At 73.0% G+C, this 15363-nt stretch carries 14 protein-coding genes and 1 riboswitch; of the genes, 7 read left to right on the top strand and 7 right to left on the bottom strand.

What is annotated here, in order from left to right; genetic code table 11:
• Nucleotides 1–15: 15 nt before the first annotated feature.
• On the bottom strand, nt 16–1008 hold the full coding sequence (sigJ, locus tag F4554_RS00355; protein WP_179785502.1) for an RNA polymerase sigma factor SigJ: 993 nt from the start codon (nt 1006–1008) through the stop codon (nt 16–18).
• Between the two features lie 182 nt (nt 1009–1190).
• Here sigJ and F4554_RS00350 point away from each other — a divergent pair, with 182 nt between their 5' ends.
• From F4554_RS00350 to F4554_RS00340, 3 genes are all read left to right on the top strand, one after another.
• On the top strand, nt 1191–1679 hold the full coding sequence (locus F4554_RS00350) for a glutathione peroxidase (protein WP_179785501.1): 489 nt from the start codon (nt 1191–1193) through the stop codon (nt 1677–1679).
• 103 nt (nt 1680–1782) lie between these two features.
• Entirely contained in the window at nt 1783–2664 is an 882-nt protein-coding gene (locus F4554_RS00345) for an LLM class flavin-dependent oxidoreductase (RefSeq protein WP_179785500.1), read from the top strand.
• Between the two features lie 605 nt (nt 2665–3269).
• Nucleotides 3270–4466: a glycoside hydrolase family 6 protein gene (locus F4554_RS00340; RefSeq protein ID WP_179785499.1), complete on the top strand. Its 1197-nt coding sequence runs from the start codon at nt 3270–3272 to the stop codon at nt 4464–4466.
• Nucleotides 4467–4522: 56 nt separating this feature from the next.
• On the opposite strand, the gene F4554_RS00335 is transcribed toward F4554_RS00340, so the two are convergent.
• The 3 genes from F4554_RS00335 to F4554_RS00325 all read right to left on the bottom strand — a co-directional run bounded on the left by F4554_RS00335 (nt 4523) and on the right by F4554_RS00325 (nt 7312).
• Nucleotides 4523–4960 carry a rhodanese-like domain-containing protein gene (locus F4554_RS00335; protein WP_337795802.1) on the bottom strand — a complete coding sequence of 146 codons (438 nt, stop codon included), beginning with the start codon at nt 4958–4960 and terminating at the stop codon, nt 4523–4525.
• On the bottom strand, nt 4957–5577 hold the full coding sequence (locus F4554_RS00330; protein WP_179785498.1) for a cysteine dioxygenase: 621 nt from the start codon (nt 5575–5577) through the stop codon (nt 4957–4959). Before F4554_RS00330 ends, F4554_RS00335 begins: the two co-directional genes overlap by 4 nt.
• A gap of 187 nt (nt 5578–5764) precedes the next feature.
• Nucleotides 5765–7312: an aminotransferase class V-fold PLP-dependent enzyme gene (locus F4554_RS00325; protein WP_337795801.1), complete on the bottom strand. Its 1548-nt coding sequence runs from the start codon at nt 7310–7312 to the stop codon at nt 5765–5767.
• A 39-nt stretch (nt 7313–7351) separates the two neighbouring features.
• Nucleotides 7352–7459, bottom strand: a riboswitch (SAM riboswitch).
• 142 nt (nt 7460–7601) lie between these two features.
• On the opposite strand from F4554_RS00325, the gene F4554_RS00320 reads away from it, so the two are divergent.
• The 4 genes from F4554_RS00320 (at nt 7602) to F4554_RS00305 (ending at nt 12308) form a co-directional block, all read left to right on the top strand.
• Nucleotides 7602–9158, top strand: coding sequence for a glycosyltransferase (locus F4554_RS00320; RefSeq protein ID WP_179785497.1), 1557 nt, complete (start codon nt 7602–7604; stop codon nt 9156–9158).
• A gap of 50 nt (nt 9159–9208) precedes the next feature.
• Entirely contained in the window at nt 9209–10342 is a 1134-nt protein-coding gene (locus F4554_RS00315) for a ketopantoate reductase family protein (protein ID WP_337795800.1), read from the top strand.
• A gap of 107 nt (nt 10343–10449) precedes the next feature.
• Nucleotides 10450–11646, top strand: a complete 1197-nt coding sequence (locus F4554_RS00310) for a histidine kinase (protein WP_202889079.1) — start codon at nt 10450–10452, stop codon at nt 11644–11646.
• Nucleotides 11643–12308 (top strand): response regulator, encoded by a 666-nt coding sequence (locus tag F4554_RS00305; protein ID WP_179785496.1) that lies wholly within the window; start codon nt 11643–11645, stop codon nt 12306–12308. The genes F4554_RS00310 and F4554_RS00305 overlap by 4 nt, the downstream gene beginning before the upstream one ends.
• Nucleotides 12309–12328: 20 nt before the next feature.
• Here F4554_RS00305 and F4554_RS00300 read toward each other — a convergent pair whose 3' ends face one another.
• The 3 genes from F4554_RS00300 to F4554_RS00290 form a co-directional block, all read right to left on the bottom strand.
• Nucleotides 12329–13432: a hypothetical protein gene (locus tag F4554_RS00300; RefSeq protein ID WP_179785495.1), complete on the bottom strand. Its 1104-nt coding sequence runs from the start codon at nt 13430–13432 to the stop codon at nt 12329–12331.
• 126 nt (nt 13433–13558) lie between these two features.
• Nucleotides 13559–14395, bottom strand: a complete 837-nt coding sequence (locus F4554_RS00295; RefSeq protein ID WP_179785494.1) for a carbohydrate ABC transporter permease — start codon at nt 14393–14395, stop codon at nt 13559–13561.
• Nucleotides 14392–15363, bottom strand: a complete 972-nt coding sequence (locus F4554_RS00290; protein ID WP_179785493.1) for a carbohydrate ABC transporter permease — start codon at nt 15361–15363, stop codon at nt 14392–14394. The genes F4554_RS00295 and F4554_RS00290 overlap by 4 nt, the downstream gene beginning before the upstream one ends.

The following is a 15363-nucleotide window of genomic DNA, read 5'->3' as shown; positions in this document are numbered from 1 at the left end:
ACGTGACACGGTCCCTCAGGGCAAGGGGCCGACCGGGTCGCCCACCCGGGCGATGTCGTGCAGGCCGTGCAGTTTGTCCGGGTTGACCTGCACGTGGATGGTGGTCACCCGGCCGTCCACGACGTCCAGCGAGAACACGCTGTGCGGCTCCCCGCGCGAGGTGACCACCAGCGCCAACCGCCCGTTGACGGAGGCGAGGTAGGTGCGCGGCTCGGGCGGCGGCTTCTGGGCGATGCCGGCCAGGAACCGGGCCACCTTGTCCGCACCCTCGATGACGCGCAGGGCCGCCTTGGCCAGCCCGCCGCCGTCGCTGTGCAGGGTGACGTCGGGAGCGAGGAGGTTCATCAGGCCGGCCAGGTCACCGGAGTTGGCGGCCGCGAGGAAACGTTCGGTGGCGTCCCGCTGGGTGCTCCGGTCGGTCTCGAACCTCGGCCGGCGTGCCTCCACGTGCTGGCGAGCCCGCCGGGCGAGTTGGCGTACGGCGTCCTCCGAGCGGCCGAGCGTGCCGGCGATCTCGGCGTGGGAGAACCCGAACGCCTCCCGCAGCACGAACACCGCGCGTTCCAGCGGAGACAGCGTTTCCAGCACCACCAGCATCCCGAACGACACCGAGTCGGCCAGCGCCACGTCGTCGGCGATGTCGGGCGCGGTGAGGATCGGCTCGGGCAGCCACGGCCCGACGTAGGCCTCGCGCCGGTGCTGGGCGCTGCGCAGCCGGTCGACGGCGAGGTGGGTCACCACCCGGACGAGGTACGCGCGGGGATCTCGCACGCTCGCGTGGTCCACCTCGCGCCACCGCAGCCAGGCGTCCTGGACCGCGTCCTCGGCGTCGACCGCCCGGCCGAGCACGCGGTAGGCGACGCCGAACAGCAGGTCCCGCTGCTCGTCGAAGACCGCCGTCGGGTCGCCGGGGCCGTTCGTGCCCCCGTCCGTATCCCCGGACTGCGGGTCGGACTGCGGCTCGGGCTCGGATTCACCTGGGCTCGCCGGATCGTGCACCGTGGCCATGTCCGCCTCTCCTGTCCCACCGTCACGCCTGTCCCAGGCGTCACGTCGTCGCGAATCGACGGTAGACGAGGCCGGTCGGGCGTACGTGACATGCGGCCGGATCGGTCGCGGCGTCCAGCCGGTTGGCGTCCTGGGGTTTGATGGGGGTACGGCGGGAGCCACCCTCGACGGAAGGACCACGCGTGAGCATCTACGACACCCCCGTACGAACGCTGGCCGGCGCACCCGGATCCCTGGCCGACCTGGCCGGGCGTGCCCTGCTGGTCGTCAACGTCGCGTCCAAGTGCGGCCTGACTCCGCAGTACACCGGCCTGGAGCGGCTGCACGAGCAGTACGCCGACCGTGGGTTCGCGGTCGTCGGTTTCCCGTGCAACCAGTTCGGCGGGCAGGAGCCCGGCACCGCCGAGGAGATCCAGGAGTTCTGCTCGGCGACGTACGGCGTGACGTTCCCGATGTACGAGAAGGTCGAGGTCAACGGACCCGACCGGCACCCGATCTACGACGAGCTGACCGCCGTGCCCGACGCCGAGGGCGAGGCCGGCGACATCCAGTGGAACTTCGAGAAGTTCGTGATCTCACCGGACGGCAAGATCGTCGCGCGGTTCCGCCCCGGCACCGAACCCGACGACCCCAAGCTGGTGGAGACGATCGAGGCGAACCTGCCGAACTAGCCGCGCCGCTCGCCGTGACCACGTAGGCGACGCCGGGCCAGGTCGGGCCGCGCCGGGCCAGGTCGGGTCCGGGTCGCCGGGGATCGTCCGGGGAGGTGGTGGGATGCCCGACTACGGACGGGAGTTGGCGTTCGGATACTTCCTGGTGCCGAACGCCGCCGACCCGCTGCTCGACACCGCCCGGGAGCTGGAGCGGGCCGGGTTCGACTGCATCGGCGTCCAGGACCACCCGTACCAGCGCCACTATGTCGAGACCTGGACGTTGCTGGCGATGATCGCCGCCCGCACCGAGCGGATCCGCGTCTTCCCCGACGTGGCCAACCTCGCCCTGCGCCCGCCCGCCGTGCTCGCCAAGGCCGCGGCCAGTCTGGACGTGCTCAGCGGCGGGCGGTGCGAGCTCGGCCTGGGCAGCGGCGCGTTCTGGGACGCGATCGAGGCGTACGGCGGCACCCGCCGCAGCCCCGGCGAGGCGATCACCGGTCTCGGCGAGGCGATCGAGGTGATCCGGCTGCTGTGGAGCGGGCGGCGCGACCTGCGCTTCGAGGGCCGCTTCCACCGGCTCACCGGGGCCTCCTCCGGTCCCGTGCCCGCGCACCCGATCGGCATCTGGCTCGGTGTCTACGGTCCGCGTGCGCTCGCGCTGACCGGCCGGTCCGCCGACGGGTGGCTGCCCTCCCTCCGCGACGGTGACGTCGGTGCGCTGGCCGAGGGGGCGGCCCGGATCGACGAGGCCGCGCTGGCCGCCGGGCGCCGGCCGGCCGACGTACGCCGGGTTCTCAACGTCGCCGGAACACTCACCGCCGGACGGTCCGAGGGCCTCCTGCACGGGCCCGCCGACCAGTGGGTGGACGAGCTCACCGACCTCGCCGTGGGGCTCGGGTTCGACACGTTCGTGCTGTGGGCGGAGGACCCGGAGCAGTGGCGGAAGTTCGCCGCGGAGGTGATCCCCGCCGTCCGCGCCCAGGTGGCGGCCGAGCGCGCCTGATCCATCGCCTTTCGCGTTCAGGCGTAGGACCTAAGGTGACCGCCTGACAGTGGTGCGAGGGAATGGGGACGCTGAGAAGGCCAGAGCTTTCGAACACGCCGAGGAGACCGGGTACCAGGTACGCGCCTCCGACGAGGACCGCGACCGGGTGCGCGCGGCCGCGGCGGAGGGCCGGATCGACCTGACCGAGGCACGCCTGACCGCCCAGGAGACCCGGATCCGCGCCATCACCCTGTGGGGGCGGGACCACGATCGTCGTCCCGGACGACGTCGAGGTGGAGGTCCGCGGGCTCGGCCTGTTCGGGCTGTTCGGCAGGCGCGCCAGTCGCCCCGGGAGGCCGGGCGGGCCGCGGATCGTGATCAGCGGGCTCGCCCTGTGGGGTGCTGTCGTGACGAAGGCCCGGCCGGCGAGAGGCGCGCGGCGCGGGTGACGGCGGCTCCCCCGTTCGGGTGAACCTGCCTCCCCTCTCCGTCGGAGACGGGCGCCCGGGCCGGTCGGTCGGAGTTACGTTGGCGGCTGTTGGCCACCGTTGCGGTCGTGGCGCCGACGAGCCGTGCGTACGAGGTCGTGCGAGTCGTGCGCCCCGCTCGGCGAGGGGAGCGGCATGGGCCTTCGAGACATCTCGGACCCGGTGTGGTGGCGTGCCCTGGTAGCTCGGCTGAGGTGGACGCTGCGGCCGGTGCTCGCGCCGTTCCAGGCGGGCCGGCGCACGCGGCGCATGGTGGGCGCGGGGGCGATCCTGGCGGTGGCGGCGGTCACCGCGGTGGTGAACAGCCCGGTGGACCCGGAGCCGTCCTCGACGGGGCCCACCTGGCCGATGGCCGCGCACCCCACGACGGACAACCCGGTCTCGCGTACCAACGGCTTCTACGTCGACCCGCACGGCCAGCCCACGGCCTGGGTCCGCGACAACCCCCACGATCCGCGCCGGTCGCTGATCGCGGAGGGGATCGCGCAGCGCCCGGTCGCCAGGTGGTTCCTGGGCGACTGGAACGACGCCGCCTCGGCACGGGAGTACGCCGCGGCCGCCGCGCGGGCACACCGGCTGCCGGTCCTGGTGGCGTACAACATCCCGCGTCGCGACTGCGGCGGCTACAGCGCGGGCGGCGCGCCCGGACCCGCGGCGTACCGGTCCTGGGTCGACGGGCTGGCCGCCGGGATCGGCTCCCGCCCGGCGGTGGTGATCCTCGAACCCGACGCGCTGGCCGGGCAGACCTGCCTGCCCGCGGCGTGGCAGCGGCAGTACGACCGGCTGATCGCGTACGCGGTGGACCGGTTCCGCGCCGTCTCGCCCGGCACCTGGGTGTACGTCGACGCCGGGCACGCGGCCTGGGTGCCGCCGGAGGTGATGGCCGAGCGGTTGCGCCGGGCACACGTGGCGAACGCCCGCGGCTTCGCGCTGAACGTCTCCAACTACCGGTCCACGGACGCGAACGTCGACTACGGCCACGCGATCAACGACGCGCTGGGTCCGATGGGAATCTCCTCGCGGTTCCTCGTCGACACCAGCCGCAACGGACGGCCGACGGATGACGCGCAGTGGTGCAACCCGCCGGGTCAGCGGGTCGGACAGGCGCCACGGCTCGGCGGCGCGGACGGGCTGGATATGCAGGTGTGGGCACGCCCGCCCGGTGAGTCCGACGGGCAGTGCGGTGTCGGCGCGACCGTGCGGGCGGGCGAGTTCAGCCCCACCATCGCGTACTCCCTGCTCACCGAGACCGATCCGCCCGGCTGGCGGCCCGGCCTGGCGCTCGGCCTTCGCCGCGGCGCCGACCTGTGGGCGGTCCTTCGTACCAGCTGAGTCTCGTCGGATTCTTCCGCGGAAGAATCCGCCGGTGACCAGGAACTTCGGCTCGGTCAGCCGGATCGGGTGGGCAGGCCGGCGGCGGCCCAGGCCACGAACCCGCCCGCGACGTCGGTCGCGCGGTGCAGGCCGAGATCCTGCAGCGCGACCGCCGCGAGGCTGGACGTGTAGCCCTCCGAGCACAGGACGAGGACCTCCACGTCGTACCCCGTCGCCTGCGGCAGCCGGGCGTCACTGGCCGGGTCGAACCGCCACTCCAGGACGTTCCGCTCGACCACCAGCGCACCGGGCACCGCACCCTCGACGTGGCCCTCCCGCGCCCGCTGCTCGCTGGGGCGGATGTCGACCAGCACCGCGCCGGCCCGCACCCGGTCGTACGCCTGCTCCGGACCGAGCCGGGTCAGCCGGGCGCGCGCCTGCGCGAGGACGTCGTCGATCGTGCGGCGTACGGGCGCGTCCCGCTCGGGCGTCGGGCGTACGGATGTGGTCACCAGTCGACTCCTGCGCGCTCGGAGGAAAGGACGGTCAGCCGCCGGTCCACCACGGCGTACCTCGTCATGGCGGTGAGTTCGGGCGCGTACGCGTGGATGCTGACGGCGGGCACGTCACCGGTGTTGGCGACGTCGTGGACGTGCTCATACCCGAAGCCGCGGACCTGACCCGCGGCGAAGTGCCGGCGGGTGGGACGTACGACGGTGCCGGGGCTGATCCGGCCACCGGCCAAGGCGCCGGCCGTACCGCTGACCGTCGTACGGCCGATCGTCGCGCCGTCGGCCGGGGTGACGGTGGTCTCGGTCAGTGCACCGCGCACCACCGTGAACGCGCCGAGCGCCTCGCCGTGGTCGTGCAGGCCGGTGTCCTGTCCGGGCAGCCAGGCGATCAGCCACACCTCGTGGTCGGGGTCGACGTCGAGGCGGGCGTACCAGCGTTCGTCGCCGTGGCCGAAGCGCAGCCGGTCCTGCCACAGTCGCGGCTCGGCGGCGACCCGGCGCACCAGCGCGGCGGCGGAGGCGACGCTGGGTACGTCGACGGTGAACCGGCCGCCCGCGTGACGGCCGGCGGTGAAGGGGACGGAGGTGTCGCTGAAGTTCAGGGATGTCGCGGACATGGGAGTCTCCGGAGAACGAGTCGAGCCGACGAGGGGTTGCTCGAACCGCTGGTCCCACGCCCGTACCGGGCAGGTGCCTTTCGGTCAGGTCAGGCGGGCGGACCAGCGGGGCACCGACACCGCTGGTCGAAGTGGTCGCCCCGGCGTCCGTTCCAGAAGACGTCGAGCAGGGGCAGCAGACGATCGGTCACGGCCGGGCCTCGTGCTCGCACGGAGACCCGCCGCCGGTGCCGGCGAACCCGCCCAGGGACGCGGCGCCGTCAGCGCCGTCGGTCGTCGTGCCGGCCCACTCCGGCACCGGCCGGGTGTCACCCACCGGCTCCCAGCGCCCGTCGACCACGGCGTACTCCCACCGCGGACCGGCCACCAGCAGGTCCTCGACCGCGTCGGCGAGCCGGTCGACGTCGGCCAGCTTGCTGCCCACGCCGAAGCTCGCCCGCAGCGTCCCGTCGGGAGCGCCCAGGCGGGACAGCAGCGGGTGTGCGCAGAACTTCCCGTCGCGGACGCCGATGCCGTGCTCGGCGGAGAGGTACGCCGCGACGAGTCCGGGGTGGTAGCCGTCGACGCTGAACGCCACCACGCCGATCGCGTCCGGGCTGTCCCGCCAGATCCGGTGCCGGTGTACGCCGGGAAGGGCGTCCAGCCGCGCGACCAGGCGGGCTCGCAGCGCCTCCTCGTGCGCGGCCAGCGCGCCGTCGGGGAGTGCGGCCAGGGTCTCGCAGGCCTGGCCGAGTGCCGCGGCGCCGAGCACGTTGGGCGTGCCGCCCTCGTGGCGTTGCGGGGCATCTGCCCAGGTGGTGCCGGTGAGTGTGACCTCCCGCACGGCACCGCCGCCGGGGAGGTACGCCGGGGCCGCGTCCAGCCAGTCGCGGCGGCCGACGAGGGCCCCGGACCCGAGCGGCGCGTAGAGCTTGTGCCCGGAGAATGCCACGTAGTCGACGCCGCTGGCGGTCAGGTCGATCCGCCGGTGCGGTGCCAGCTGGGCGGCGTCCAGGACGACGCGGGCGCCGGCCTGGTGCGCGGCGGCGACGATCTCGGCCAGGGGAAGCACCTCGCCGGTGACGTTGGACGCGCCGGTGATGGCGACCAGCGCGGCCGGGCGGGCGGCGAGTTCGGCCCGCAGGGCGACCAGAGTGGCTCGCTGCGTCGTACCGGCGACCACGCACCGGTGCCGGCCGCGCCGCCACGGAAGCAGGTTGGCGTGGTGCTCGATGTCGAGGAAGAGCACGTCACCCGCGTCGGGGGCGGTCGTGCTGCCCTCGCTCTCGTTGCCTTCTGCGCCGTCCTCGGTGCGGCCGGGCACGCACCGGGCCAGCAGGTTCAGCGCGTCGGTGGTGTTGCGGGTGAACACGACCACGTCGTCGGCGCGTGCTCCCACGAACGCCGCGACCTGGGCACGAGCATGTTCGTAGCGCGCGGTGCTGACCCGGGACGCGTATCCCGCACCCCGGTGCACGCTCGCGTAGTACGGCGCTACCTGCGCCAGGTGCGCGGCCACGTCGGACAGACACGGCGCGCTCGCGGCGTAGTCGAGGTTGGCGTACGCCCTGGTCTCGCCGGTGACCAGCGGCACCGGGAGGTCACCTCCCACCACGGGCAGCAGCGGAGCGGCACCCACGTGCGCCGCAGGAGCGGAACGAACGGCACCGGACGTCACCCGGATGGCCGGGGACGGGAGCGGGATGTCGGGGGTACGGCGTTCGGCCCTGACGGCCACGGCACTCAGAAGGCTCACAGCACACCTCACGGGTCTCGGGGACCCGTGGGCGTTGGGGTCCCGCGCTTGCCGCACCGGTCGGCGCGACCTGGTCCTCACCCGGGGCACCCCACCGCGGAGGAGGGTTGCCGGCCAGCAAGCCGGGGCTGGCGAGTCCCGGCCACCACGTCGGCCGGCGCGGGTCGCGCCGTGGGCCGTGGTGGACGAGTCTCCTGCTGGCACTCGTGACCGGAAGTCACAGTAACGGTTGTCGGGAACGGCCGAAGGTATGTCTCAAATAATGAAATCGCGTTCTGCAATACGGACAATGCGCCTGGACCGGCTCGCACGCAGGCCTCCGACCTGGGCTTTCGTACTCGGCGTCCTCGCGCTCACCGCCGCCGTCTGGGCGGCACTCCAATCGTCGATCCCCTATCTCGGGCACGACGAGGCGGTCTACGCGACCGAGGCGCGGTCCTGGCTGACGGGAGCACCGAGCGCGCAGTGGGGTGATCACCGCGCGCCCGGACTGCCGGCGCTCGGCTACGCCGCACTCGCGGTGCACGAGAGCGTGGCGTCCGTCCGGGCCGTGGGGTTGCTGCTCGCGTTGCTGGCGTTCGGGCTGTTCTGCTGGGTCGGGATCGGACTGCTCGGGCCGGCGCGCGGCGTCGTGGTCGCCCTGCTCGTGCTGTCCGGGCCGGGGTTCGTGCGCCGGGTCCCGGAGTTCCTCACCGATGTCGGGACCGCCGGGCTCCTGGCCGGAGCGGCGTACTGCCTGGTGCGCGCCCAGGAAGGCAACACGGTGCTGGTCCGGCGTACCGGATCCCAGCGAGCCGGCGGCCGCGACCGGTGGCTGCCGGCCGCGGCCGGGTTCGCGCTCGGTGCGTTCTACCTGCGGTACGGCGCGCTGGCGGGCGCCCTCTCCCTGGCCCTCGCCGCCGCGGTGGTCTGGGGGCCACGAGCCTGGCTGGCCAGGTGGCGCGGCCTGCTCGGCGCGGCCGCGGTGCTGGCGGTGGGGCTGGCGCCGCACCTCGTCACCGCCGAACGCCGGACCGGGTCGCCGTTCGGCATGGTGCGGGCATCCGCCGACGCCGGCCACCCGGAGGGGCTCGGCGGCCTGCTGTTCTACCTGCGCATGTTCCCCGTGAAACTTGCCGGGCCCTGGGGTGGGGTGGTGATGGCCGCCGGTCTGGTGGCGGGAGCGCTCGCGGCATGGCGGCTGGCCCGGCGCCGACCGCGGCCGGAGGACCGCCGGACGGTGTTCGTGGTGCTCGCCGCCGTCACGCTCGTCGTCTCGATCGGACTGGCCGCGCACGGCGAGCCGAGGTTCGTGTTCTTGTCGGTGTTCCTGCTGACGCTGGCCGGCGTTGCCGTACTGGCCGAGTTGGCCCACAGGTGGTCCCGCGCCCGCACCCGGCTGCTGCTCGGCGCGCTCGCCGCCGGTGCGGTGGCGACGATGCCGGTGACCGGTGTGCTCGTCGCGCGCGGACCGCTGCGCGACGTGACCAGCGAGCGGGAGTCGCTGGTGGCGGCGGCCGCGGCGCTGGCGGCGGAGTCCGGCGGGGCGGTCGGCGACTCCGCGGGGGTCGCCGGGCCGGCCGGGCGGTGTGTGGTGGTGACCGGTTACCAGCCCGAGGTCGGGTGGTACTCCGGCTGCGCGACCGCGAGCCTCGGACAGGTGCGCTCGGGTGACCTGCCGCCGAACACGCCGGTGTCGTACCTCGTGTTCGCGCGCGGGCGCGACCAGCTCCCACCGGTGCGGGTCCGGCGGCTCGCGGCCGACCGCTCCGTCCGGGTGGTCGACCTGCCCGCCGTGGGGTCGCTGGGTGCCGGGCGGCTGATCACCGTAGGGAGTACGCCGTCGCGGAAACCGGCCCGCGGCTGACGGGCGGACACCGGCTGGCGATCGGGGCAGGGTGCTGGCAGGCTCGGTCCGTGGCTTCGGATCACCCCGGCAACACCGGTTCCTCTCCCTCGTCCTCCTCCTCTGCCGCCGCGGACGCGGCCGCGTCGCAGACCGCCTCGCCTGGGCACGCCGGCGACGTGCGCCGGTTCGTCGTGTACGGCGCGGGCGCGATCGGCGGCGTACTGGGTGCCCGGCTGCACGCCGCCGGGCACGAGGTCGTGCTGATCGCCCGCGGTGCGCACCTGGCCGCGATCAGGGCCGGCGGCCTGCGGGTGGAGTCGCCCGACGGCAGCGAGACGGTGCCCATCCCCGCGGTCTCCGGGCCGGACGAGATCGACTGGCGCCCGGGCGATGTCGTGCTGCTCGCGATGAAGAGCACCGACACCGAGGCCGCCGTACGCGCCCTCGCCACCGTGGCCGACCCCGCGACGCCGGTGGTGTGCGTGCAGAACGGCGTGGCCAACGAGCCCACCGTCCTGCGGCACTTCGCCAACGTCTACGGCGTGCACGTGATGTTCCCCGCGACCCACCTGACGCCCGGTGTGGTGCAGGCGCAGTCCGCGCCGGTGACCGGGATCCTCGACCTGGGCCGCTTCCCGCGCGGGGTGGACGAGACTGCCGAGCGGATCGCGGCGGCGTTCCGGTCCGCGACGTTCGCCTGCGAGCCGCGCCCGGACATCATGCGCGGGAAGTACGTCAAGCTGCTCGGCAACCTCGGCAACGCCATCGACGCGCTGTGCGGCCGCTCCGGCGACGCCGAGGGCGGCGACCCGCGGGAGATCGTCGAGCGGCTGCGCGCGGAGGGCTCGGCGGTGCTCGAGGCGGCCGGCATCGAGTTCATGTCGTTCGCGGAGGACCGGGCCCGGCGGGGTGACCTGATCCAGGTCCGCCCGGTCAACGGGCAGTCCCGCACCGGTAGTTCGTCCTGGCAGAGCCTGGCCAGGTCGACCGGGGCGATCGAGGCCGATCATCTGAACGGCGAGATCGTGCTGCTCGGCCGTCTGCACGGCGTACCCACCCCGGCCAACGAGCTCGCCCGCCGGCTCGCCAACGAGGCGGCCCGGGCGGGCGATCCGCCCGGTTCGCTCCGGGTCGCGGACTTCTGGAAGCTGCTGGCGGCGGCCGAGTCCCAGCCCGAGGCAGAAGTACGGCAGAAGGGGTAGCAGGGTGCGATCGGGGCCGCCGGTGGACGTTGTACTCCCCGCGTCGTAGGCAAGCCGCCCGCGCCGGACGGATGCCGACCGGTGCCCTGGTGACCTAGCGTTCCCTCGTGACCTTCCCGCCCGCCAAGCAGCCGCGCGACCGGCCCACCGCCCGGTGGTCCTGGCGCGCGGTCGGGTCGTGGCCGGTGAAGCTGCCGATCGTGCTGGCGTTCCTCCAGGTCGGCGGAACGCTCGGCGCCGCCCACAACCAGCCGGCCACCAGGCCGGTCGACGCGCTGGCGATCGTGCTGCTGCTCCTCGGCCCGGCCGCACTCGTCTTCCGTCGGGTCCGGACCGTCGCGGTGCTGTACTTCGTGATGGCGGTGTCGTTCGCCTACATCCTGATCGGCTATCCGTACGGCCCGTTCTTCGCCTCCGCGATCGTGGCGCTGTTCGAGGCGGTGCGGTACGGCCACCGCTGGGCGGCCTGGCTGACCGCCGGCGTGGTGTACTTCGGCCACATCGCCTACCGATGGGCCTCCGGCGAGGGTCCCGGCATCGTCGCGGCGATCGTGGTCGCCGGCTGGCTGCTGGCGGTGCTGATCGGCTCGGAGCTCAACCGCATCCGCGAGGAACGCGTCGAGGAGAGCCGGCGGGCCAAGGCCGCCGAGGCCGCGGGCCGGCTCAGCGAGGAACGCGTGCGGATCGCCCGCGAGCTGCACGACGTGGTCGCGCACAACATCTCGCTGATCAACGTGCAGGCCGGGGTGGCGCTGCACCTGATGGACGCCCAGCCCGAGCAGGCCAGGACCGCGCTGACCGCGATCAAGCAGGCCAGCAAGGAGGCGCTGGTCGAGCTCAGGTCGGTGCTCGGCGTCCTGCGCCAGGTCGACGAACCCGGCCCGCGTCAGCCCGCCCCGAGCCTGCGCCGGTTGACCGAGCTGGTGGCGCGCACGCAGGCGGCCGGGCTCGACGTCCGGGTGGACGTGGAGGGTACGCCGGAGCCGCTGCCGTCCAGCGTCGACACCGCGGCGTACCGGATCGTGCAGGAGGCGCTCACAAACGTCCTGCGGCACGCGGGCGCCCGCTCGGCGGTGGTGCGCGTCGCGTACGCCGACCGGACCGTGACGGTCGAGGTGACCGACGACGGGTGCGGTACGCCGACCGGCGGAGGCGAAGGAAGCGATGCGGGTGCCAGTGGCGGCAGTGGCCTGCCCGGCATGCGCGAACGCGTCGGTGCGCTCGGCGGGCGGCTGAGCGTAGGACCATTGCCCGGCGGAGGTTTCCGGGTGTACGCGGAGTTGCCGCGGGAGGGAGCACCATGATCTCGGTCCTGCTCGCCGACGACCAGGCGCTGGTCCGCGCCGGTTTCCGGGCCCTGCTGGCCGCCGAGCCCGACATCGAGGTGGTCGCCGAGGCCGCCGACGGCGCCCAGGCGGTGGAGCACGCGCTGGCGAAGCGTCCGGACGTCATCCTGATGGACATCCGGATGCCCGACGTGGACGGGCTGGAGGCCACCCGCCGGATCGTCGCCGAACCCGAACTCGCCGGCGTGCACGTGGTCATCCTCACCACCTTCGACCTGGACGAGTACGTCTTCGAGGCGCTGCGCACGGGCGCGAGCGGGTTCCTGGTCAAGGACACCGAGCCGGTGGAACTGCTGCGCGGTGTACGCGCGGTGGCCTCCGGGGACGCACTGCTGTCGCCGGGGGTCACCCGGCGGCTGATCGCGGAGTTCGCCAACCGGTCGAAGGAGCCGGTACGCGGCGCCGACCTGGCGGCGCTGACCGAACGCGAGCGCGAGGTGCTCGCCCTGGTGGCCGAGGGACTGTCCAACGACGAGATCGCCGCCCGGCTCGTGGTCAGCCCGGCCACCGCGAAGACGCACGTCAGCCGGGCGATGATCAAGCTGGGCGCGCGTGACCGGGCACAGCTGGTGGTGTTCGCGTACGAGGCCGGGCTGGTGCGGCCCGGCTGGCTCGGCTGAGCTACCCGGGCTCAGACCCGTTACCGCCTGGGCACCCAGCCGGACTGCTGGGTGTCAGGATCATCCGGTCCCCGATGTCGTGCGGGCGGCGCCGGCGCCCGGCCCGGGGCCACCGCCGGAGCTGCCGGGGCGGCTTCACCACTCGGGCCACGCGGGCCGCTCGGCCCGCCCAGTGCCGACGTCTCCGCCGCGGGGCCCGGGCGCACCAACTCCGCCGCCCTGGTCACGATCTCCTGGGCCGCGGCGAGGGTGCCCGGCGCGAGGTCGCCCAGCCGGGCCAGCCCGTCCGCGCGGATCGCCTTGTCGTGGGGTACGCGTACGACGGCGGCGAGGCGTTCGCGTACCGGCGCGAGCTCGCCGTCCATCCACCTCGGCGGGTCGGTGCCGGTGACCTCGACCACCGCGGCCACCATCCGGTCGACGGACAGGCCGTCGTGTTCGAGCACCTGGACCAGCCGGGCCAGGGCGGCCGCGCCGAACCCGCTCGCCGAGGTGACCAGCACGGGCACCGCGTCGGGCCGGCGGGCCCACTCGTCCAGGGCCGAAGGCCGGGCGGCGTTGCGGGCGGCGACGTGCGCCAGCGCGACCGGAGCCGAGGTGTCCACCACCCCGGCGAACCAGCCGCCGGTCTCCAGCAGGTGGGCGTACCACCGCGGGTCCTCGGGCACCGCGACCGGCGGCCGGGTCCACGGGCGGGCGTCGGTGAGCACGTCGTACCCCGGTCCGTCGGCCGCGTCCGCGCCGAGGTCGGGCAGGTCGTCGCCGCGGCGGCGCCGGCGCTCGGGGACGGATCGACGCAGTGCCGCGTCCCGCACCGCGGCAGGGTCGAGGGGACGACCGGGAGGTACGAGTGCTCCGGGCAGGCCGACCGCCTCGTCCCGGTCGACGTCTCGGGCATCACCGCGGGCGACACCGAGGCCGAGCCAGTCCGCCCACGGCGAGGCACCCCGGGGAACCGTGTCGACCAGCACGGTGCGAGTGGTCGGCGCGAGCACCTGGGCGAGCAGCCCGGCCAGTGCCGAACGCCCCACTCCGCCGTTCGCGCCCAGCACCGGAAGGAGTGCGCGGACACCGCGCGGGAGCATGGCGCCCGCACCCCGCCTGCTCGATCCGCGCCTCTTCACCGGTCGAGGATAGCCGCGGCGAAGGCCCCTCGCCCGCCCGTCGACACAGACGGGAGCGGCCGGCGACGTCATTGTCGCCGGCCGCTCCGCGGACCGTCGTTTCCCTACCTGCGCACTACATGTCAACTACTGCTTGACAGCACCGGCCGCGAGGTCGGCGAGGAACTGCCGGGCGCCGAGGAAGAACACGATGATCAGTGGGATCACCGCGAGCAGCGTGCCGGCCATCACCATGCTGTAGTCGGTGTTGTAGAGGCCGTTCAGCTGCGACAGCGCGACCTGCAGCGTCTGGCGGCCCGGGTCGATCAGCACCACCAACGGCCAGAAGTAGTCGTTCCAGGCGTTGATGAACGTGAAGATCCCGAGGAACGCCAGCGCCGGCCGCAGCAGCGGAACCGCCACGTGCCAGTACTGCCGCCAGAAGTTGCAGCCGTCGATCCGGGCGGCGTCCAGAAGCTCGGCACTCACCGCGCCCTGGGCGTACTGCCGGAGCAGGAAGATGCCGAACGCGTTCACCGCGCCCGGCACGATCAGCGCCTGGAACGAACCCACCCAGCCGAAGTTCGCCATGATGACGAACGACGGCACCGTGGACAGCTGGGACGGAATCATGAACGTCACCAGCAGCACCACGAACAACAGGTTCTTGGCCGGGAACTCGAACTTCGCGAACGCGAACGCCGCGATCGAGTCGAAGAACAACACCAGCACCGTCGTCACCACCGCCACGAAGATGGTGTTGGCGGTGGAGCCGAGCAGGTCAACGCTGTCGAAGACCTTGCCGAAGTTCTCCAGCAGGTGAGTGCCCGGCAGCAGTTCCGGCGGGAACTTGAAGATGTCCTGCGTCGTCCGGCTGGCCATCACGAACATCCAGTAGAACGGGAAGATCGAGACGGCGACGCCGAGAAGCAGCAGTACGTGGGTGACGACGGACCACACGCGCCGGGCGGCTACGGCGTTCATGCGCGCACTCCCTTCCGCGAACCCCGGTTACCGGCGCCCTGCACCAGCCGCCAGTTGATCAGCGAGAACAGAATCATGATGACGAACAGGCCCCAGCCGATCGCGGCGCCGTAGCCGAACTGGTTGTTGATGAACGCCTGTTGGTAGAGGTAGAGCACCATCGTCGAGCCCTCCGAGCCCGGGCCGCCGCCGTTGCCGACGAGCACCTGCGGCTCGGTGAACAACTGCATGCCGCCGATGGTGGAGGTGATGACGGTGAACAGGATGATCGGGCGCAGCAGCGGCACCGTGATCCGGAAGAAGACCTGCCACAGGCTCGCGCCGTCCACCCTGGCGGCCTCGTACAACTCGGTCGGGATCGCCTGCAGACCCGCGAGATAGATGATCGCGTTGTAGCCGGTCCATCGCCAGATCACCATGGCGGCGATGGCGACCTTGATGCCCCACGGTGTGTTCAGCCACTCCACCGTGTTGAGGTGCATGCCCTCCAGTGCGGCGTTCAGCAGACCGAAGTTGTTGCTGAAGATCGAGCCGAAGATGATCGCGATGGCCACGATCGAGGTGACGTTGGGAATGAAGTACGCGATGCGGTAGGCGCTGCGGCCGCGGATCTGCTGGTTCAGCATGAACGCGATGACGAGCGCGAAGAACAGCATCGGGATCGTGGAGATGAACCAGATCTGGAAGGTGTTGACGATCGACTTCCAGAAGATCGGGTCCGACAGCATGAACTGGTACTGCGCGAGCCCGACGAACTTCATCGGTCCGATGCCGTCCCAGCTCTGGAACGACAGGTAGAGCGAGAACCCGATCGGGAACAACCCGAAGATCGCGAACAGGATGTAGAAGGGCGAGATCGCGAGGTAGAGCGACAGCAGCTCGGACTTCGTGCGGCCCGCGTGGGTGCCGGTCGAGCGGCGATCCTCCGGAGCCTGTGCCGGGGCGGTGATCGGCGTCGTGGTGGTCAT

The organism is Actinopolymorpha rutila, from assembly GCF_013407855.1.
Lineage (GTDB): Bacteria > Actinomycetota > Actinomycetes > Propionibacteriales > Actinopolymorphaceae > Actinopolymorpha > Actinopolymorpha rutila.
The sequence above is the reverse complement of the archived record's forward strand: the minus strand, read 5'-3'. Positions and strand labels throughout refer to the sequence as shown.